The following is a 20,419-nucleotide window of genomic DNA, read 5'->3' on the forward strand; positions in this document are numbered from 1 at the left end:
CTCCGAAGAACAAGGGCACGCCATCGTGACGATCGTGACCGGCAAGGCCGAGGCTCGCCAAAGATTGCAACCCGGTAGCTCCGGGGTGCTGCGGAATATCTGGGAGCACCGCGCCGACTACGCATACGTGCTTCCAGCGATCGCCGTGATGCTCATCGTCATCGCCTATCCGATCTACTACACGGTCGAGCTGTCGTTCTTTAAGACGCCGCCTGGCCTGCAGCTCCGCGACAAGACCTTTATCGGATTGGACAACTACACGGCCATCGTCACCAGTCAGGTGTTCTGGAAAGTCACCTTGAACACCCTGATCTGGACGATCGCATCTACCTTCGTTGCCTTTGCCTTGGGATTTGCCGCCGCGCTGGCCCTCCACCGCGAGTTTATCGGCCGGGGTGTCCTGCGCGCTATCCTGATCATTCCCTGGGTCATCAGCGCGGTTGCCGCCTCCTATATCTGGAAGTGGATTTACCATTCGGACTTCGGCATCATCGGCGCGGTGCTGGTCGGCCTCGGATTGGCTGACCGGCCGCCGAACTTCATCGACAACGTCAGCACGGTGCTGCCCTCCTTGATCGTCGTCAACATCTGGCGCGAGTTTCCGTTTGCCATGATCATGATGATGGCCGGTTTGCAGACGGTCCCCGACCAGTTGCTGCGCGCCGCGGAAGTCGACGGGGCCAATGCATGGCAGCGTTTCTGGCACGTCACCTTCCCGCATCTGCGCAACGTCTCTACGGTGACAATTCTGCTGCTAGCAGTGGCCAATTTCAATTCCTTCATCATCCCGTGGATCATGACCGGTGGCGGGCCGTCGAACGCTTCGCACATCTGGATCACCCACATCTATGAGCTCGCCTTCGGCCGGCAGCGATGGGGCGTCGCATCGGCCTATTCGGTGCTCCTGTTCCTCATGCTGATGGTGCTGGGCTACTTCTACGTTCGTGCGCTGGCCGGCAACGAGCGCAAGGAGGGCGGCGCATGAGCACGATTGTCGAGACAGTCCCTCAACGTCCGGCCCGGCGCCGCATGCGCATCGACGGATGGCGTTGGGCCGGGCGCATCTTCCTCGTGTTCATGCTGCTTTACACGGCGTTGCCGATGATCTGGATGCTGATCACATCGATCAAGTCCGGGTTCGCGGCGATGCAGTTCCCGCCGCAATGGTGGCCGGACGAGCCTACCCTGGCCAGCTACCAGAAGCTGCTCGATCCGCAAAACAGCGTCGGCCAGGACTTCCTGCGTTTTTTCTGGAACAGCCTCTACGTGTCGACGGTCACGACCATCCTTTCGGTGATCGTGGCCGTTCCTGCGGCCTACGCCTTTTCGCGCTTTCGTTTCCCCGGCCGAAACTTCCTGTTCTTCACCGTGCTTTTGCGCAACATGTTCCCGGCGGTGATCTTTCTCGTGCCGCTCTTCATCCTGATGCGCGCGATCGGGCTGGTGAACACGCATGGCTCGCTCATTCTCACCTATCTCACCTTCGGCCTGCCGCTGGCGATCTGGCTGCTCAAGGGCTTTTACGACAACATTCCGGTGCAGCTCGAGCAGGCGGCGCGGATCGATGGGGCGACCCGGTTCCAGGCCTTCATCCTGATCGTGATGCCTCTCTCGACGCCCGGAATCATCGCCACCGCGATCTATTCCTTCATTGGCGCCTGGAACGAGTACATCTATGCCTACACCTTCCTTTCCAAGAACGAGCAGTTGACCCTGCCGGTCGGCATACAGCGTTTCTTCTCGGAGAATACGACGGACTTTCCGGGCCTGATGGCGGCCAGCTTCATGATGAGCGTGCCCGTCGTGGTGCTGTTCCTCCTCCTGCAACGATACTTCGTACGCGCCCTTACAGAAGGCGCGGTCAAACACTAGAGCCGGATGATTTCAGGTCTGTTCGACCTGAAATCTGAATCCGCCTCTAAATCAAAGAGATAGAGCATGATGTCGTCCGAAAACCACTTCACACTTTTCGGCATCATGCCGTAGGGAGTTGCCGATGGCCCACGTGGTCCTGAGAGATCTCGTCAAGACCTATGGCGGCTTCAAAGCTGTCAACGACGTTTCGCTGACGGTCAATGACGGCGAGTTCGTTGCGCTCGTCGGCCCTTCGGGCTGCGGCAAGACAACCACGCTCAATCTTGTCGCGGGATTGATCCCGGTCACATCGGGCGACATCGTCATCGGCGACCGCGTGGTCAACGACCTCGACCCCAAGGACCGGGACATCGCGATGGTGTTCCAGAACTACGCGCTCTACCCGCAGAAATCGGTCTACAAGAACCTGGCGTTCCCGCTGCAGATGCGCAAGCTGCCCAGGGACGAGATCGACAGGAAGGTCAAGGAAGCGGCGCGCGTGCTCGACATGACGCACCTTCTCGAGCGCAAGCCGCGCGAACTTTCAGGCGGGCAGCAGCAACGTGTCGCCTTGGGGCGCGCCCTCGTCCGCGACCCTGCCGTTTTCCTCATGGACGAGCCGCTCTCCAACCTCGACGCCAAACTGCGGGTCCAGATGCGCTCGGAGATCAAGCGCTTCCACCAGGACCTCAAGGCGACCATCATCTATGTCACGCACGACCAGCTCGAAGCCGTGACCATGGCCGACAAGATGGCGGTGATGAACGGCGGCTACCTGTTGCAATACGATTCTCCGGCGCAGGTCTTTGCCCATCCGGTGAACATGTTCGTCGCCAGCTTCATCGGCAGCCCGGCGATGAGCCTTGTTCCACTGGAGGCATCGACAGCAAACGGCAACACTGCGTTGACCGGCGCGGAGGGCTGGAGCCTTGAGCTCTCGCCGCTCAACGCCCGGAAGGTTGCGAAGGCAACGTCGAGGAAAGTCGTGCTCGGCGCACGTCACTCGACCATCAGGCTCCACAAGAGCGCGGTGCCAGGCAGCGTCCCGGCCACGGCCTATACAGTGGAGCCGACCGGAGACGTCACCTTCGTGCAGGCGTTGCTGTCAGGCGCCATCGTCAACATCAGCGTGTCCCCCAACATCACCGTCGCACCTGACGAGCAGATCTGGCTCGAGTTCGACCAGGAGCGGCTGCATCTGTTCGATGGCGAAACTGAACTGGCCCTCAAGGCCGGCTGAGACAAGACGGGGTTCATTGGGAACGTTGGGGATGACTGAAAAGCTTAAGATCACCGCGATCAAACCCTATCCTGTATGGGTTGGAACGCGTAATCAGATGCTCGTCAAGATCGAGACCGACCAGGGCGTCTTCGGCTGGGGCGAGAGCGGCTTGAGCGGGCGCGAAAAGGCCGTTGCCGGCGCGGTCGAGCATTATCGCGAGTTTCTCATCGGCCGTGACCCGATGCAGATCGGGCGAATCTGGCAGGAGGCCTATCGCAGCCAGTACTTCGAAGGCGGGCGCGTTCTGCAGGCGGCTATCTCCGCCATCGACATCGCCCTTCACGACATCAAGGGCAAGGCGCTGGGGGTGCCGGTCTACGAACTGCTGGGCGGCAAGCAGCGCGACCGCATCCCCACCTTCGCCTCGACCGGAGACGAGGCCGAGGGCGACCTCGCCATCGAACGAGCCCGGGAGCTGCGCGCACGGGGGTGGCAGGCGATCCGCTTCTTCCCCGCAGGGCAAAGCAGCAGGGACATCTTCGAACCCCGCGAGTCGATCGGCGCTACCGCGAGCATGCTGAACAAGGCGCGCGAGGCGCTTGGCGACGACGTCGTTCTCGGCATCGACTATCATCATCGGCTGTCGGTGGCAGAGGCGGCGAGCTTCTGCAACAAGCTCGGCCGCGGCGTGCTTGATTTTCTCGAGGAGCCGATCCGCGACGAGACACCTGAAGCCTACGAATCCCTGCGCAGGATGACCGACATTCCCTTTGCCATCGGCGAGGAATTTGCCAGCAAGTGGCAGTTCCTGCCCTACATCGAGCGCGGCATCCATCAGTTCAACCGTCTCGATGTCTGCAATGTCGGCGGGCTCACCGAGGCGATGAAAGTCGCCGGCTGGAGCGAGGCGCACTATGTCGACCTGATGCCGCACAATCCGCTTGGTCCGGTGTGCACGGCCGCGACCCTACATCTCGCCGCCGCGGTACCCAACTTCGCGTGGCTCGAGACCAGGGAACCCGAGACGAAGCTGGGCTTCGACAATTCCGACTTCTTCCCCGTGCAGCCACGGCTCGACGGTCCCGACTATCCGGTCAGCGACCTGCCGGGCCTCGGCGTCGAGGTCAACGAAGCGGCGGTCCAGGCGGAGGCTTTTCGTTTCTGGGAAGCGCCTCACCTCAGGCGCCGGGACGGGTCTGTTACGAACTGGTAGTTCCATCTCAACCGGAGTCCACGATGACGCATATCCCTGACATCACGCGACCGCCCAAAGACCTCATTGACGCCCTGAGGGAAATCGGCGCCGCGACGGTCGCCGGCACGCTTGGCCATATGGGTTTCCGCAATCCTCACATGGTCGGTCCGGTGGCGCAGAACCATGGGAAGTCGATCGTCGGGCCGGCGCTGACGCTGCAGTTCCTGCCGCAGCGGCCGGACCTCTTCAGCGAGGGAGAATACGCCGACCCGGAAACGCAACTGCACCGGCACGTGCTCTATCACGCGCAGGAAGGCGATGTGGTCGTCGTCGACGCGCGCGGTGACATGAGCTCGGGCGTCTTCGGCGATATGATGTCGACCTATTTCAAGGGCAGAGGCGGCGCGGGCATCGTCATCGACGGCTGCATGCGCGACCGGCCCAATGTCGAGAAGCTCGATCTGCCCCTATGGCTGCGCGGCTGGACGCCCAACTACCATGTGCAAACCAGCATCTATCCGAACGCCGTCAACGTTCCGATCGCCTGCGGCGGTGTCACGGTGATCCCGGGCGACATTATCATCGCAGACGACGATGGGGTGGTAGTGCTTCCCGTCGCAATGGCCGCAAAGGTGATCGAAGAATCCCGGAAGCATCACGATTGGGAAGAGTTCTCGCGAGAGAAGCTGATGCAGGGAGCGCCGCTGCAGCGCTACTATCCGCTGCATGACGACGCCCGCGGCGAATATGAGGAGTGGCGCAAAGCCAATCCAGTGAAGGGCTGAGGCCCGGCAGCAACGGCATTCGGCATGCAGCTGTCCAAGAGGTGATTGTTGCCCCGCAATACGTGGGTTTTGAGACCCTTGCCTTCGGCTACATGCCTGGTCCCACTCGAAAACCCTGCCGACGGGCCTCCCGATCCAGAAAAACGCTTTCCTCGGGTGAAGCGGCGGCTCCGATACGGAAGGTGAAGGACGTCACATGCGTCGCATTGGTGTCGATCCCACAGCGAAAGCGCACATGATACCAAGTCGTCGCGGTACGAAAAGCGGTATCCGGGGCGTCCAGAAGATTGCCGACCTCTAGTGGAATGCTTGGGAGCAATACGGGGCGATAAGCGGCGTCGTTCAGTTGCTGACCCAGAAGATTGGAGCAAAGGTCGGCTACGCGTTGCCCCCGTGGCACGTCGGCCATCGAGTTCGTTGCGAAGGGATCGCCGGTAGCGCCTTTTGAAAAAAGCTTGCGAACACCCGGAAGCCCCGCATACGCTAGTGAGTTGGCCGTGGGGCTTGGCTCTACGGCCTTTGCGCGCGGCGGCTTCGCGGCCTTCGCCGGGCTGGGTTTCGGTGCAGTGTCGGGTCTGGCCTCAGGCGCCTGAGCCGACGCAGGAAGCTCGATCTCACCGCCATCATCAGCCGAAGGTATTGCAGCGGCCGATTCGTGCCTGTCGGCGTCAGGGGCTCCCGCCTCCTGTTTGTCAGCTTCCGGCTTCTCGTCGATGCTGGCTGGCTCCGCCGGCTTTGCAGCGTCGGGCGTCGGTTCAGATCTGCTCTCCGCATCAGTTGGCGTGGCAGCCGGCTTGGGCTCGCTATCCTTGGTCGTGGACGACGCTTGGTCCTGAGCGCTTCTCCCATCCAGCGATTTCCTGGGGCCGGTGTCTTTGTCACCGAACTGGAATGCAGGCTTCAGGACTTTCTCTGACGGCAGGTTGTCCGGCACCGGCTTTTCGACCTTCTTTTCAGGCTGACTTTTGGCTTCGGGTTTCGGCTTCGGCGGTTCGGGCGGCGGGACGAGTGCGACATTGACCGGTTCCTCCTCCTGCGGCTGCTGGGCAGGAACGGGCAGGCCATAGACCAGGAATGCGGTGATGAGCGCATGCAGGACCAGCGATGCGGGCAAGGCCCACAGCAAAGTCCGACGTCGCTCGGATTTCTCGGTCTTCATCCCTCACGATGTGGAGCGAAACTGCGGCGGCATCAAGCGTGGCAACCGTATTGGCGCATTCAGCCGCAGCTCAGCAGTGAGGAGACGACGCATGATTGCTTCTCGCCGCCGGCTCCATTCTCTGCATGCCCGCCTCCAATCTCAGCGACGCAGGCTGGCGTCGCGGGCACGCTCGCGGAGCTCTTCGCGAGAAAGGCCCGCATCCGCCAATATGCTGTCTGGAAGCCGCCTCAAGCTCGCAAGCGTCTGGCGATAGGCAAGCCAGCGGGCGAAACGGTGTCGAAGTTCATGCAACATGATCGTCTCCTTGGCGAGCGGGATACCCACGCTCTTGGATTGGTCGAAAACGCAAAGCAATCGCGCAAAGCGTATGCACGATCGAACGGATTGCGCTGACTGCCTGGCCAACCGAGGTGCCTGTCATTTTCCCGCCAGGGCAGAATTATCAAGCGCTTCCATTGCCTATATACTTGCGCGTGATGGCCGCTTCGCGCTACAGCCACGGTCGCAAGGAGTTTTTCATTTCTGCAAAATGGATATTGGCTGGGACGATCTGAGGTTGTTTCTCGACGTTGCGCGGCTGGGTGGCCTGAGCGCGGCGACGGCAACCACGCGCCTCAGCGCAGCCACACTCGGACGACGCGTCACCGCGCTCGAAAAGCAGATCGGCGAAGCGCTGTTCGTACGTCAGCAGACCGGCTACCGACTAACCCCGGTCGGTGAAGAACTGCTGCGGCGCGCCGAAGACGTCGAAGCAGCAATGCAGTCGCTAACCCGCTGGCGCGAGGGAAACCTGCCCGACCGCATTGTCCGCGTCTCGGCCGGGCCATGGACCTCGGCCTTCGTTTCCACCCATATCGGCGAAATCTGGACCGTCGATGACGGCATCAGGGTGGAACTCGTCACCACCACCGACCGGGTCGACATCGGTCGCCGCGCCGCCGATATCGGCATCCGCAGCGAGCGCCCGACCGAACAGTGGCTGGCCGGCCGTCAGAGCGGCAAGGTCGCGTATGCCATCTATTCCGGACGCCACCTGATCAACGGCATCGCCGCCGGCTTGTTCGTCGGCGTCACCGGCGAAGGGGCAAACATTGCCTCGGCGCGCTGGCTGCAAGCCCATCACGGCGATCGCATCGCCGTGCGCGGCAACAACACCCATTCGGTGCGAGAACTTGTGGCCGCGGGCGCCGGCCTTTCGATCTTTCCGTGCTTCGTCGGTGACAGCGATCCGCGGCTGGTTCGCGTCGCTCATCCTATCCCAGAACTCGAAACCGACCAGTGGATCGTCACCCACCATGAGGAACGCCACTCCCCGCCGGTACGAAAGATTGCCGACCGGATTGCCGCTCTGATGCGGGCCCATCAGCCGTTGTTTCGCGGCAAGATGCCGATCCGCTAAGCGTCAGGCGTCGATCGGCCGCCAGATTCTCAAGGTTCTGGCGCGTGAGGCGGGCGCGTGAAGCTTGAAGGGGTTGGATCCCGGATTGTGGATTTTCGCTGGCCAGAAGCCGGGCCAATCCCGGAAATTGGCTGGAGACTCGTCCAAAAGGTCGGCTCGTTCAGGCGTATATGGTACAAGTCCCACATCTTGTCTTGCCGCAAAGTTCACCCTCTGATTCCCTGTGCCAAGGCGATAGAACCTGATTCTTGCACCTGGCGTGTTCAAGCGGCGCGTTCCGGGAACTTTTTTGTCGATCAATTCCAAGGAGACAAGACGATGAGCACCGCGGCAAGGCCCGTCATCTCGGAAATGCGGCCGAAGATAACCGTCATTGGTGTGGGCGGTGGCGGCGGCAACGCGGTCAACAACATGATTGCCGAAAATCTGCAGGGTGCGGAGTTCATCGTCGCCAACACCGATGCCCAGGCACTGACCATGTCGAAAGCATCGCGGCTGATCCAGCTGGGTGCCCATGTCACGGAAGGCCTGGGCGCCGGGTCGCTGCCCGCGGTCGGCCGCGCGGCAGCCGAGGAATCGATCGACGAGATCAGGGACCACCTTGCGGGAACCCATATGTGCTTCGTGACCGCCGGCATGGGAGGCGGAACTGGAACCGGTGCCGCGCCCGTCATAGCGAACGCTGCACGGGCAGCCGGCATCCTGACCGTGGCCGTCGTCACCAAGCCGTTCACCTTCGAAGGGAAGCGCCGTATGCAAGCCGCCGAAGAGGGCATCGAGCAGCTTCGCGAATGCGCCGATACCGTGATCGTTATTCCGAACCAGAACCTCTTCAGGATCGCTGACGCAAAGACGACTTTCGCGGACGCCTTCGCCATGGCTGATCGCGTCCTTTATTCCGGCGTCGGCTGCATAACCGATCTCATCGTCAAGGAGGGGCTGATCAATCTCGACTTCGCTGACGTGAAGTCGGTGATGCGCGACATGGGCCGCGCAATGATGGGTACCGGGGAAGCCACGGGCGAGGACCGCGCCAGGAAGGCCGCCGAAGCGGCGATAGCCAACCCGCTTCTCGACGAAGCCTCGATGATCGGCGCCAAGGGCGTCCTGGTCTCGATCTCGGGCGGCATGGACATGACGCTGTTCGAAGTCGATGAGGCCGCCACCCGCATCCGCGAGGAGGTCGACGCCGACGCCGACATCATCGTCGGCGCCATATTCGACCGGGCACTCGCCGGAAAATTCAGGGTCTCAGTCGTCGCGACAGGATTGCGGCAGGGCCTGGAGATACCGCAGTAGGCAGGATCCGGGCTGCTGATTTATGAGTCTGGTGGACCGTGGTCATGGGCTTCGCCACCGAAAAGTCGGCCCGCAAGCCCGCACCATTGAACTTGCCGGTGAATTTGCGTTGCCGGCCTAGGGACCGAATTCGTTTCGAGGCCGCTGCCACGAATGCGCGAACTCGCATCAGCGCCGCCGCGGAACCGCTCCCAACTGCAACCGCGCCGCGAATGCGCTTCGACCCGGATCCCCAACAGGAGGCCATACAGATTGACCACGGCAGACATTTCGCCTGCGATATGGCCAGCGTCTGCTGACCACATGATCGGCCCTTTCTGATCGGTGATGCGGGCTCGCTGGATATGGCACAATAAAACCGGCATGGGTCAGACGTCGGGAGCATCCAGTGGCGGCCAGCCTCGCAAGCGCTATATCGAAGAAAAACTCAGGTCGACCCGACAGGAGCATACTCCATGGCTGACACGCCGACACCCGATGCTTCGTTTCTCGCGGCCCTGACGACAGAGCATTTCGTGCAGCAGACAGCGATCAGCACGTCCATAAGTGAAATGGCGTCGCGGACGACCATCTACATTATGGCTCTGTCGAGCGCTCTGGTGGCAACGGGCTTTGTTACGCAGTCCTCCGAGTTCTTCCTGCCGTTTGTCGCGGTTGTGCTGCCATCGGTCTTTTTACTGGGTGCCTTTACCGTCTTGAGGTTGGTCGACATCGCCGCTGAGAACATGCAGGCCCATATCGGCATTGCCCGGATCAGAGCCTACTATCGAACTTTGGGCGACGAGGCTGCCTTCCAGTTTTCCAAGGAATTCGGTCGCTGGCCCGAAAATGACGCCGAACCTTCTCTTCGTACTGGGCCTCTCCTGGCGTACCTGACCACTGCAGCGACTATGATCGCATTCATAAATGCCATCGTCGCTGCGGCCGGCGTTACTCTGCTTGCGTTTCGTGTCGGTGCAGAACTATTGCTCGCGCTGTGTCTTGGTGCCGGAACAGCAATCGGCTTGATGACGATTTTCTATTTATACCAGCGCCTTCGGACGAAAGGCATGGTCCGCATTGCCAAACCCTATGGTTCTGAAAAGAGCGTGCTTTGAGCGGGTAACGAATGTGGTGTTTGTCTGAACGCCACCGGCATGGCAATTCCGGTCTCATTGACGACCAATGCTCCACGCTCCTCGCAGGCTGTTCGCAATGGCGAGCCCCTTCGGGATCGAGATATTTGCGCAAACTTTTTTGCCCGGCATGCGTTGTTCGTTCTCCGAGCACAGGAGAAAGCCATGCAGACTAAGTCGCAGACTTCAGCTGAAGCCGCCAAGCAACGCCATATCCAGCGTGGTATCGACGCCAAAGACGAGACGAAGAGCAATGGCAAAATGCAACAAGCGATGCAAGCCGGCGCCCGCAAATATCCCGAGCCGCCTTTTCCCGAGCAGCATCAACCCAAACCGGGGCATGAATGGGCGATCGAGCCCGCTCCGCTCTACGATGCGCCTTACTACCTCGGATCGAAAAAACTCGACGACAAGGTAGCGCTTATCACGGGTGGTGATTCCGGCATCGGCCGTTCGGTGGCAGTCTTGTTCGCCCGCGAGGGCGCCGACATTGCGATCGTATACTTGAGTGAAGACAGGGACGCCGAAGCGACCAAAAACGCCGTCGAAAAGGAAGGCCGGCGTTGCATACTGATAAAAGCCGATGTCAGTGAACGCGAGCATTGCCGCAACGCCGTGGCGCTGACGGTCGAAAAATTCGGCAGGATCGACGTGCTGGTCAACAACGCCGCTTTCCAAATCCATTCCAGTGACTTCAACGACCTGACCGAGGAACATTTCGACACGACGCTGAAGACCAATCTTTACGGCTATTTTCATATGGCGCAGGAGAGCGTGCCGCACATGGAGCCGGGCTCCGCGATCATCAATACCGGTTCGGTGACCGGCATCGACGGTTCCAAGCAACTGGTTGACTATTCGATGACCAAGGGCGGCATTCATGCCTTCACGCGAGCGCTTTCGGGCAATCTGATCGGCAAGGGCATCCGGGTAAACGCGGTCGCGCCAGGTCCGGTGTGGACGCCGCTCAACCCTTCGGACAAGGAAGCCGACGACGTCTCGAAATTCGGCGCGGATACGCCGATGAAACGGCCAGCGCAACCGGAAGAACTTGCCCCGGCTTACGTGTTCCTCGCCTCGTCGCATTGCTCGAGTTACATCACGGGAGAGATCCTGCCGGTGGTCGGTGGCTACTGAGGTCGCGGAACGTATTTCGTTGCATTGGGCTACCGAGTAGACGGCACGCGACGACGTCGTCTCCAGGGAGACGCTTGCCGCGCTCGATCGCTTCAAGAAACGCGTGATCGGTGCCGTGCGCCGCCGCTACACGGCACCCGCCACGGCTCCGGAGCAATAGCGCTCCGTGTTGGTCGAAATCCTCGCTCGCGTTTTCAATTTTCTGAATTTCCGCTTGGAACTCTCCCGCCGGCATACCGTTCAAACATCATTGAGCCAGGAGAACGACCATGCCACGAGGCGACAAATCGAAATACAGCGACAAACAGGAACGCAAAGCCGACCACATTGCCGCAGGCTATGAGAAGCGCGGTGTTTCCGAGAAGGAATCCGAGCGCCGGGCATGGGCGACCGTCAACAAGGACGATGGCGGCGGCAAGAAAGAAGGCGGCTCGGGTCGTGGTAAACACACCGGACACCCCGCGGCCCACAAGGGTGGGAAAAGCGGCGGCAAGGCATCGGCTTCACGGTCAGCTGAAAGCCGATCGGAATCGGCAAAGAAGGCAGCGGCAACCCGCAAGCGGAATGCCGAGCACCATGCCCATTAACTGCCCCGCAACAGGTTCGGAACGCCATGAAACCCAAGCTCGTCAATCAGGTCAGCGGGCAAAGGACTTTCGTCGTCGTGCTCGACCTCGGCGACGAAGGCTTCGGTGCGCTGACAGCCTTCGCAACCGACCAAAACCTCGGCAGTGCCTCTTTGACTGCGATCGGAGCGTTCGGCGCCGCCTTGATCGATCTTAATGCGTGAGGTTGGCAAGCGCCTACCCGGCTCCTTGGCCATCAAGGGCGGATGTCTCTGTGGCAGGATCCGATTCAGCGCCGGGATCGAACCGAGGGTTCACTACTGCCACTGCGATATGTGCAGACGAGCGACCGGCAGCGCGTTTGCAGTTCTTGCCTGGATGCCCTGCCAAAGCCTGACCTGGAATTCCGGAACGCCAACATATCGAAGGTCTTCGCCGATCGCGCAAAGAGGCTTCTGCCCAGAATGCGGGTCGCCGCTCAGCCTTTGCTATGACGCGTCGCCAACCGAGATCGCGCTGCACGTCGGTACCTTCGATGATCCGGCTCATCTGGAGCCTCGGTACAACTATGGTTCAGCGCAGCGCCTTGGTTGGGTGTGCTGCGGAATAGACCTACCGGACCGCGACACCGAGGAACGCTGGTAGCGCCGCCTGTTGCGAATGACCAAGATTGCCGATCAGGAATGCGGCCCTTTGCGACGTGGCCAGACCGTTGACAACCCCTAAGCGCTAGCCGGTTTTGATCCTTTGGGGGGCCGCATTCTCTATCGCGAGGAAAATCGCTTCGAACAGATCCTCGTCCCGGAAGGGCTTGCCGAGCAAGGGCACGTCGGCTGGCCGATCGGCAATCTCCCGGGCATCGGCATAGCCCGTGATCATGACCGCTGGCCAGTCCGAGCGCAAATTGCGCGCGAAGCGGATCACGTCGACGCCGGATACGAGTGGCATGGCGAAATCGGTGATAATGACGTCGAACTCGTCGGGAGTGCGCTCCATCATGGCCAGCGCCTCCGCCCCTCCTCCCGCGCAGGTCACCTCGAAACCACGCTGGCGAAGGGACTCGGCGGTCAATTGCCGCAAAACATGGCTGTCGTCGATCAGGAGGATTGATGGGTGCTCCATCCCGGCATCGGCGAACGCTCGTTCAATGTCGGGTTCCACCACAGGATCGACCGGCTGTTCGGTCGATCGTGGCAGCCAGAGTTGCATGGTAGTTCCGCGGTTGACGACGCTTTCTATGCGAAGTGTCCCACCTGACTGCTTCATGAAGCCGTAGACCGTGCTGAGGCCGAGGCCCGTTCCCTTACCGACCGGCTTGGTGGTGAAGAACGGTTCGACGACCTTGGCGACAAGATCGGGGGGTATGCCGGATCCGGTGTCCTTGACGGCGATCATTGACATAGTCGCCCGGCGGAATATCCTCTGTTGGCGTCCCGATCGATCAATTCTGCGCATGCACGGTTATTGTCCCGCCAGAGGGCATGGCGTCACGCGCGTTGAAAACCAGATTCATCAAGGCCAATTCAAGTTGGCCTGCATCGACATGCACCGGCCAGATCGTGTCATCGATCTGCCAGTCGAAACGGATCAACCCCCCCAGCACGGGCGCCACCAATCCGTTCATCGTGTCGTTCAGCGCAGCAAGGCGCACCGCTTCCGGCTTCAGGGTCTGGCGCCGCGAGAATGCCAGCATTCGCGCCACAAGGTCAGCGCCTTGTTTTGCAGAACGCCGCGTCAGGTCGAGTACCTGTTGCGCCTGATCATCCAACGTGGCTCGGCGTTCAAGCAGCCCTAACCCACTGAGAATTGCGGCGAGCAGGTTGTTGAAATCATGCGCCAGGCCGCCGGTTAGCTTGCCGATAGCGTCGATGCGCTGGGATTGAAGCAGCTGATCCTCAAGACCGCGCCGCTCGGTGATGTCAAGCAATGTGCCGATGATTTCCGGTTCACGGCCATCTAAGCCGTCCGACATCACCCCCTGGTCGAGAAAAATGCGATACTCGCCATTGGCGCATTGCCAGCGGAACTCGCACGTATAGGAGCCGGTGGTTTTTGCCGCCAGCAGCGCTTCCCTCAATCGCGGCAGGTCGTCCGGATGAACGCGGCTGAGACCGAACTCTGGATCCGATGTCAGGTATTCAGGCGCAAAGCCGGTCAAGCGCTCGACGCCCTCCGTAACAAAGCGCGCCGCAAAGGGCGGCTCGGCTGCCCGAGCATGAAAGCAGACCGGCAACGAATTCAGGATGGCGTCCTGCCGTTGCTCGGCGCTGCGCAGCGCGCGTTCGGCCTGAAGCTTGTCCTTGTGCGCCTGCAACGCCTGCGCCAATAGTCCCTGCTCGACCTCCGCCTTGCGCTGGATCTCGAGCGTCTTCTCGTGGAGTTCGACGAAAACCGCGACTTTCGAACGCAGCATGATCGGATCGAATGGCTTGAACACATAGTCGACTGCGCCGGCGTCGTAGCCGCGCAGCATATGCGCATCCTCCTTGTTGATGGCGGTCAAGAAGATGATTGGGGTGCGCTTGGATTGCTCGCGCTGGCGGATAAGTGCGGCCGTTTCATACCCGTCCAACCCTGGCATGAGGACATCCAGGAGAATGACGGCGAACTCCTCTTTCAGCAGAAAGCGCAGAGCCTCTTCGCCCGATTGGGCGCAGATGACCTCTCCGATAGTCGCGAGCACTTCGCTGATCGCCAGCAGATTGCGCTCATCGTCGTCCACCGCCAGGATGCGGGCTCTTGCCGGCCCTTCGGCAAGAGCTGCCACCTCAAGTTTCCTTACCCTGTTTCTTGCCAGCTTTTGCATCGAACGGCCGTCAGTTCGCTGCCAGGAGAATTTTTTCCGGGCTCTCGACACGGGATCGGGCACGCCCGATCCAGACACGAAGCAGCGCCAGCAGGAGATCCAGGTCGACGGGTTTGGCGATGTAGTCGGAAGCCCCGGCATCCAGACATTTTTGCCGATCCCCCTTCATCGCCTTTGCGGTGACGGAAATCAGCGGGATATGAGCAATCGCCGGTGTGCCGCGAATCCGCCGCATCGTCTCGTAGCCGTCCATCTCCGGCATCATGATATCGATCAATGCCACGTCGACATCGGGCGTCTGTTCAAGAAGCGCGATGCCATCACGGCCCCGCTCGGCATGCAGAACCTGTATGTCATAGGTCTCCAGAACACTCGTGAGCGAATAGATGTTACGAATGTCGTCGTCGACGATGAGAACTTTCGCCCCGGCGAGATCGGACTTGCCGTTGTGTTCAGTTCCTGCCCAGGCCTCTTGGCGACCTTCTCCCGGCAGCGTTGCCGAAATATGCAGCGCCAATTGAGCGAAGTTCTCCGCCCGCGGTGCTTCTGCCAAGGCCGGGTTCAATGCCAGTACCTGTTCAAGCGCGTCCGGGTGAGGTGTAAAGAACAGCAGCTGCGGCAAGGCTTCGCCGAATTGGCCGGTGATCTCGTCCAGCGCCTTTGCGTTGTCCTTGGCGGAGCGTCCAAAGCCGAGCACGACGGCATCATAGAAGGCGAGGCCAACGTCTTCTGCATTTGCCGCAACACGACCGATCGCGGTGACCGACGTTACGCCGTCGCGGATTGCCTCGACCAGAGCCAGACGCCGCTCCGGGTCAGGGTCCACGACCAGAACGCGGCGCTGAACGCGGAGCTTCTTCGAGTGGATATCCTGAAACACCTTCATCAGCTCGTCCGAGGAAACGGGCTTGGTGGAAATGCTGGACGCCCCCTTGCGTGCGAGACTGTCGATGTCTTCGGCACCCGAGATGACATGGATAGGAATTCCCCTCGTCTTCTGGTCATGCCGCAGCAGATCGAAAAGCACCCAGCCATCGATATCCGAAAGTCCGAGATCAAGTGTGATTGCGTCGGGAACGAGCTTGCGGGCCAATGCCAGCGTGCCGGAACCTGCAGTCGACAGAACGCCTTTCAGCCCGGCCGACCGGGCGAGGCCAAGCAGCAACCCGCCAAAGGTCGGATCGTCTTCGACGATCAACACGATCCGATCGGTGGGTAGGATTGAATCGCGGTCGTCGATCAGCTCTGCCGAGGGCGGACTGCTGAGCAGAGCTGTCGCAGCAACCGCCTCCGCCGCCGGAGCCAAGGTCGACTGTACTGTCGTCACGCGGGGGCCGTCGAACGGGATGATGAGGGTAAATGTCGACCCCTTGCCCGGCGTGCTTTCGACCCGCAATTCGCCGCCAAGCAAGCGAGCGATCTCGCGGCTGATCGAGAGCCCAAGGCCGGTGCCGCCATACTTGCGGCTGGTGGTGCCGTCGGCCTGCTGGAAGGCCTCGAAAATCAGCTTCTGTTTGTCTTCTGGAATGCCAATGCCGGTGTCGGTGACGGCGATCGCGAGAGCCTTCACCGGCTGCGTCGCGCCATTGCGGCGGCCGGCCTTTTCAACCCGGAAGTTCAGGCTGACCTCGCCTTCCGAGGTGAATTTGAATGCGTTGGAAAGCAGGTTGAGGACAATCTGCTGCAAGCGTTTCTCATCTGTGCGGACCGTGTCGGGAAGCGCCGGATCGACCTTGATGGTGAAGCCAAGTCCCTTGTCGGCTGCCAGCTGACGAAAAGTTCGTTCCATATGCTGGCGAAGATGCGTCACCGGCATATCGTTGATGTCGATGGAAACAGTGCCCGACTCGATCTTCGACAGATCGAGGATATCGTTGATGAGGCTGAGAAGATCGGTTCCTGCCGAATTGATGGTGCGGGCGAACTCTACCTGTTTTTCGTTGAGGTTGCCGTGCTGGTTGGTCGCCAGCAGGTTTGACAAAATGAGCAGCGAATTGAGCGGCGTGCGCAGTTCGTGGCTCATATTGGCCAGGAATTCGGATTTGTATTTCGACGTGAGCGCCAGTTGCTCGGCTTTTTCCTCCAGCGCGCGTCGCGCCATCTCGATTTCGAGATTCTTGTTTTCGACCTGCTTCTTTTCGTTCTCGAGCAGCTGCGCCTTTTCCTGCAGCTCCTCGTTTGTCGCATGCAGCTCTTCCTGCTTTTTTGTCAGCTCGGTTTGACGCGCTTGCAATTCCGACGTCAGCAGTTGCGACTGCTTGAGCAGGCCCTCCGTGCGCATCGTCGCAGCGATGGTGTTGAGAACGATGCCGACGGATTCCATGAGCTGGTTGAGGAACGACTGGTGTGTGTCACGAAACTCGCCGAACGAGGCGAGCTCGATGACGGCTTTGACTTCATCCTCGAACAGGGCAGGCAGGATGATGACATTGGCTGGCGAGGCGCTGCCAAGACCAGATGTGACCCGAAGGAATTCTGGCGGCACATTGTCCAGCATGATGGCGCGCTTGTCGGCGGCACTTTGCCCAACCAGGCCCTCTCGCAGATCAAGCCGCTGCTTGATGGCAGCCTTGCTCTCGGCGCCATAGGAAGCCGCCAGCTCAAGATAGGATTCCTCCTCGTCGCGATTGGTGACGTAGAACACCCCATACTGGGCGTTCACCAGAGGAGCGAGTTCGGACATGATGAGCCGCGAGACGGTGGCAAGGTCGCGCTCGCCTTGCAGCATGCGCGAAAACCGGGCGAGATTGGTCTTCAACCAGTCCTGCTCGGCATTCTTCAGCGTCTGATCCTTCAGATTGCGGATCATTTCGTTGATGTTGTCTTTCAGCGCGGCGACCTCGCCGGAGGCTTCGACGCTGATCGAACGGGTAAGATCGCCCTTGGTCACCGCCGTCGAAACCTCGGCGATGGCACGCACCTGGGTGGTCAGATTGGCAGCGAGTTGATTGACATTGTCGGTCAGGTCGCGCCAGAGGCCGGCGGCACCTGGCACACGCGCCTGACCACCGAGCTTACCCTCGATGCCCACCTCACGGGCGACGTTGGTCACCTGGTCGGCAAAGGTGGCAAGCGTCTCGATCATGCCGTTGATGGTGTCGGCCAGCAGGGCGATCTCTCCCTTCGCGTCGACCGTCAGTTTGCGCCTGAGATTGCCTTGCGCGACCGCCGTCACGACATCGGCGATGCCGCGCACCTGATTGGTCAAGTTCGTCGCCATCAGGTTGACGTTGTCGGTCAGGTCCTTCCAGGTACCGGCAACACCTTCGACGCGCGCCTGGCCACCAAGCTTGCCCTCGGTGCCAACCTCACGCGCGACTCGGGTGACCTCGCCGGCGAAGGAGTTCAACTGGTCCACCATGGTGTTGATGGTCGACTTGAGCTCCAGGATTTCGCCCTTCACATCGACGGTGATCTTCTTCGACAGGTCGCCGCGCGCCACGGCGGTCGTGACTTCGGCGATGTTGCGCACCTGGCGGTCAGATTCTCGGCCATCGAGTTCACATTGTCTGTGAGATCCTTCCACGTGCCGGCAACGCCGCGCACCTGCGCCTGGCCTCCCAACTTGCCTTCCGTGCCGACCTCGCGTGCCACGCGCGTGACTTCCGAAGCGAAGGAATTAAGCTGGTCCACCATTGTGTTGATGGTGTCCTTCAGCTCCAGGATCTCGCCGCGGACATCGACGGTGATCTTCTTCGAAAGGTCCCCGAGCGCCACGGCGGTGGTTACCTCGGCGATGTTGCGCACCTGGCCGGTCAGGTTGGCCGCCATGGCGTTGACGTTTTCTGTGAGATCCTTCCACGTGCCGCCGATGCCGCGCACCTGGGCCTGGCCGCCGAGCTTGCCATCGGAGCCGACCTCGCGCGCCACACGTGTCACTTCCGAAGCGAAGGAATTGAGCTGGTCGACCATCGTGTTGATGACGTCCTTGATCTGCAAGATCTCGCCCAGCGCGTCGACGGTGATCTTCTGGGTCAAGTCGCCGGTCGCAATGGCCGTTGCCACCTTCGACACGTCACGCAACTGCACCGTCAAATTGCCGGCCATGGCGTTGACGTTGTCGGTCAGATCCTTCCAGGTGCCACCGACGCCTTCGACATGCGCCTGGCCACCAAGCTTGCCTTCCGATCCCACTTCGCGGGCCACACGCGTGACCTCAGAGGCGAAGGAGTTCAGTTGGTCGACCATCGTGTTGACGGTGTCCTTGAGCTCCAGGATCTCGCCTTTGACGTCGACGGTGATCTTCTTCGACAGGTCGCCGCGCGCCACGGCGGTGGTGACTTCTGCGATGTTTCGAACCTGGCCAGTCAGGTTGGCGGCCATGAGATTGACGTTGTCGGTCAAATCCTTCCATGTGCCGCCGACGCCCCTCACCTCTGCCTGGCCGCCCAGCTTGCCTTCGGTGCCGACCTCGCGTGCCACGCGCGTCACTTCCGAGGCAAAGGAGTTCAGTTGGTCGACCATCGTGTTGATGGTGTCCTTGAGTTCCAGGATTTCGCCTTGCACGGCGACCGTGATCTTCTTGGACAGATCGCCCGACGCGACCGCCGTGGTCACCTCGGCGATATTGCGCACCTGACCGGTCAGGTTCTCGGCCATCGAGTTGACGTTGTCGGTGAGGTCCTTCCAGGTGCCGGCGACGCCGCGCACCTGCGCCTGGCCGCCAAGCTTGCCTTCGGTGCCAACCTCGCGTGCCACGCGCGTGACCTCGCCTGCGAATGAATTCAGCTGGTCCACCATCGTGTTTATCGTGGATTTCAGCTCGAGAATCTCGCCCTTCACGTCCACCGTAATCTTCTTCGACAGGTCGCCCAAAGCCACCGCGGTCGTCACTTCGGCGATGTTGCGCACCTGGCCAGTCAGGTTCTCGGCCATGGAATTCACATTGTCGGTCAGATCCTTCCACGTACCACCAACACCCTCAACGCGCGCCTGGCCGCCAAGCTTGCCTTCAGTGCCGACCTCGCGCGCCACGCGCGTCACTTCCGAAGCGAAGGAATTAAGCTGGTCCACCATCGTGTTGATGGTGTTCTTCAGTTCTAGGATTTCGCCCTTGACATCGACTGTGATCTTCTTCGACAGGTCGCCCGACGCGACTGCGGTCGTAACCTCCGCGATGTTGCGCACTTGCCCGGTCAGGTTCGTGGCCATCGCGTTGACGTTGTCGGTCAGATCTTTCCACGTGCCGGCGACGCCCTTGACCCGGGCCTGGCCGCCGAGCTTGCCTTCCGTACCGACCTCGCGCGCCACGCGCGTCACCTCGGAGGCGAAAGAGGCCAACTGGCCGACCATGGTGTTGACGATCTTGCCGATGCGCAGGAATTCGCCGCGCAGCGGTCGGCCGTCAATTTCGACCATCATGGTCTGCGACAGGTCACCCTTGGCGACGGCGCCGATAACGCGCGCAACCTCAGCCGTTGGCTGAACCATGTCTTCGATGAGATCATTGACTGAACGGACACTGGATTCCCAACTGCCGGTGGCATTGCGAACCCGGCCGCGCTCGCCTATCCGCCCTTCCTTGCCGACGACCCGGCTCAAGCGCTCGAACTCGCGCGTCACTTGGTCGTTGAGGTCAGCGATCTCATTGAAAGTCTCAGCTATCTCGGAATCGAGGCCTTCATAAACATTGTCGATGCGGACGGAGAAATCGCCGCGCCGGAAGGCTTTCAGAGAATTCAGGATGCTTCGACGGTCCAATTGCTTCTTGGATGCCTGCACGGTCACAGCGCCACTCCCAGCCCTATGGATTTATACGGATAAAGTTGCCCCCGCGGCCAATGGTGGATCGCGCCGCAAGACCCCAAACGCGGCATCTTCAATTTTGTTCCATCGTGCCGTGAATTCCAGGCCGACGGTTGCGCCTTGGTTTGAACGCC

Annotated in this window: 16 protein-coding genes and 1 pseudogene; 12 read left to right on the forward strand and 5 right to left on the reverse strand. The window is 60.8% G+C overall.

The genetic code is table 11. The features are described from left to right. Positions 1–25: 25 nt before the first annotated feature. The 5 genes from ACYG9V_RS25490 to ACYG9V_RS25510 all read left to right on the forward strand — a co-directional run bounded on the left by ACYG9V_RS25490 (position 26) and on the right by ACYG9V_RS25510 (position 5,056). On the forward strand, positions 26–985 hold the full coding sequence (locus ACYG9V_RS25490; RefSeq protein WP_352763184.1) for a carbohydrate ABC transporter permease: 960 nt from the start codon (positions 26–28) through the stop codon (positions 983–985). Continuing rightward, complete coding sequence (locus ACYG9V_RS25495; RefSeq protein WP_352763187.1) at positions 982–1,872, forward strand: carbohydrate ABC transporter permease; 891 nt, start codon at positions 982–984, stop codon at positions 1,870–1,872. Before ACYG9V_RS25490 ends, ACYG9V_RS25495 begins: the two co-directional genes overlap by 4 nt. 124 nt (positions 1,873–1,996) lie before the next feature. Continuing rightward, positions 1,997–3,094, forward strand: a complete 1,098-nt coding sequence (locus tag ACYG9V_RS25500; RefSeq protein WP_352763189.1) for an ABC transporter ATP-binding protein — start codon at positions 1,997–1,999, stop codon at positions 3,092–3,094. 31 nt (positions 3,095–3,125) lie between these two features. Beyond that, positions 3,126–4,289: a mandelate racemase/muconate lactonizing enzyme family protein gene (locus ACYG9V_RS25505; RefSeq protein WP_352763192.1), complete on the forward strand. Its 1,164-nt coding sequence runs from the start codon at positions 3,126–3,128 to the stop codon at positions 4,287–4,289. A gap of 23 nt (positions 4,290–4,312) precedes the next feature. Beyond that, a complete protein-coding gene (locus ACYG9V_RS25510; RefSeq protein WP_027048645.1) occupies positions 4,313–5,056 on the forward strand; it encodes a ribonuclease activity regulator RraA in 744 nt (247 codons plus the stop codon). Between the two features lie 88 nt (positions 5,057–5,144). Here the strand turns inward: ACYG9V_RS25510 and ACYG9V_RS25515 are convergent, their stop codons facing one another. Then, positions 5,145–6,215, reverse strand: a complete 1,071-nt coding sequence (locus ACYG9V_RS25515; RefSeq protein ID WP_050485629.1) for a DUF930 domain-containing protein — start codon at positions 6,213–6,215, stop codon at positions 5,145–5,147. A 141-nt stretch (positions 6,216–6,356) separates the two neighbouring features. Continuing rightward, positions 6,357–6,512 carry a DUF1127 domain-containing protein gene (locus ACYG9V_RS25520; RefSeq protein ID WP_023681184.1) on the reverse strand — a complete coding sequence of 52 codons (156 nt, stop codon included), beginning with the start codon at positions 6,510–6,512 and terminating at the stop codon, positions 6,357–6,359. Positions 6,513–6,747: 235 nt separating this feature from the next. Here ACYG9V_RS25520 and ACYG9V_RS25525 point away from each other — a divergent pair, with 235 nt between their 5' ends. The 7 genes from ACYG9V_RS25525 to ACYG9V_RS25555 all read left to right on the forward strand — a co-directional run bounded on the left by ACYG9V_RS25525 (position 6,748) and on the right by ACYG9V_RS25555 (position 12,379). After that, a complete protein-coding gene (locus ACYG9V_RS25525) occupies positions 6,748–7,617 on the forward strand; it encodes a LysR family transcriptional regulator (protein ID WP_023668092.1) in 870 nt (289 codons plus the stop codon). A 318-nt stretch (positions 7,618–7,935) separates the two neighbouring features. After that, the gene (ftsZ, locus tag ACYG9V_RS25530) at positions 7,936–8,916 is read left to right on the forward strand and encodes a cell division protein FtsZ (protein WP_023702103.1); all 981 of its coding nucleotides are present in this window, start codon (positions 7,936–7,938) and stop codon (positions 8,914–8,916) included. A 455-nt stretch (positions 8,917–9,371) separates the two neighbouring features. Next, entirely contained in the window at positions 9,372–10,013 is a 642-nt protein-coding gene (locus tag ACYG9V_RS25535) for a hypothetical protein (RefSeq protein WP_023691383.1), read from the forward strand. A gap of 183 nt (positions 10,014–10,196) precedes the next feature. After that, the gene (locus tag ACYG9V_RS25540; RefSeq protein WP_023687856.1) at positions 10,197–11,168 is read left to right on the forward strand and encodes an SDR family oxidoreductase; all 972 of its coding nucleotides are present in this window, start codon (positions 10,197–10,199) and stop codon (positions 11,166–11,168) included. 269 nt (positions 11,169–11,437) lie between these two features. Continuing rightward, positions 11,438–11,755 (forward strand): hypothetical protein, encoded by a 318-nt coding sequence (locus ACYG9V_RS25545; RefSeq protein WP_023714619.1) that lies wholly within the window; start codon positions 11,438–11,440, stop codon positions 11,753–11,755. 26 nt (positions 11,756–11,781) lie between these two features. Continuing rightward, positions 11,782–11,958, forward strand: a complete 177-nt coding sequence (locus ACYG9V_RS25550) for a PPC domain-containing DNA-binding protein (protein ID WP_023704643.1) — start codon at positions 11,782–11,784, stop codon at positions 11,956–11,958. Continuing rightward, the gene (locus ACYG9V_RS25555) at positions 11,951–12,379 is read left to right on the forward strand and encodes a GFA family protein (protein ID WP_081839719.1); all 429 of its coding nucleotides are present in this window, start codon (positions 11,951–11,953) and stop codon (positions 12,377–12,379) included. Before ACYG9V_RS25550 ends, ACYG9V_RS25555 begins: the two co-directional genes overlap by 8 nt. A gap of 84 nt (positions 12,380–12,463) precedes the next feature. Here the strand turns inward: ACYG9V_RS25555 and ACYG9V_RS25560 are convergent, their stop codons facing one another. From ACYG9V_RS25560 to ACYG9V_RS25570, 3 genes and pseudogenes are all read right to left on the reverse strand, one after another. After that, positions 12,464–13,129 (reverse strand): response regulator, encoded by a 666-nt coding sequence (locus ACYG9V_RS25560; RefSeq protein WP_352763196.1) that lies wholly within the window; start codon positions 13,127–13,129, stop codon positions 12,464–12,466. A gap of 46 nt (positions 13,130–13,175) precedes the next feature. Continuing rightward, positions 13,176–14,501, reverse strand: coding sequence for an ATP-binding response regulator (locus ACYG9V_RS25565; protein WP_460222031.1), 1,326 nt, complete (start codon positions 14,499–14,501; stop codon positions 13,176–13,178). A gap of 49 nt (positions 14,502–14,550) precedes the next feature. Continuing rightward, positions 14,551–20,261 (reverse strand): annotated as a pseudogene (locus tag ACYG9V_RS25570) (HAMP domain-containing protein). Between the last annotated feature and the right edge of the window lie 158 nt (positions 20,262–20,419).

This window comes from Mesorhizobium sp. W016 (assembly GCF_054719485.1).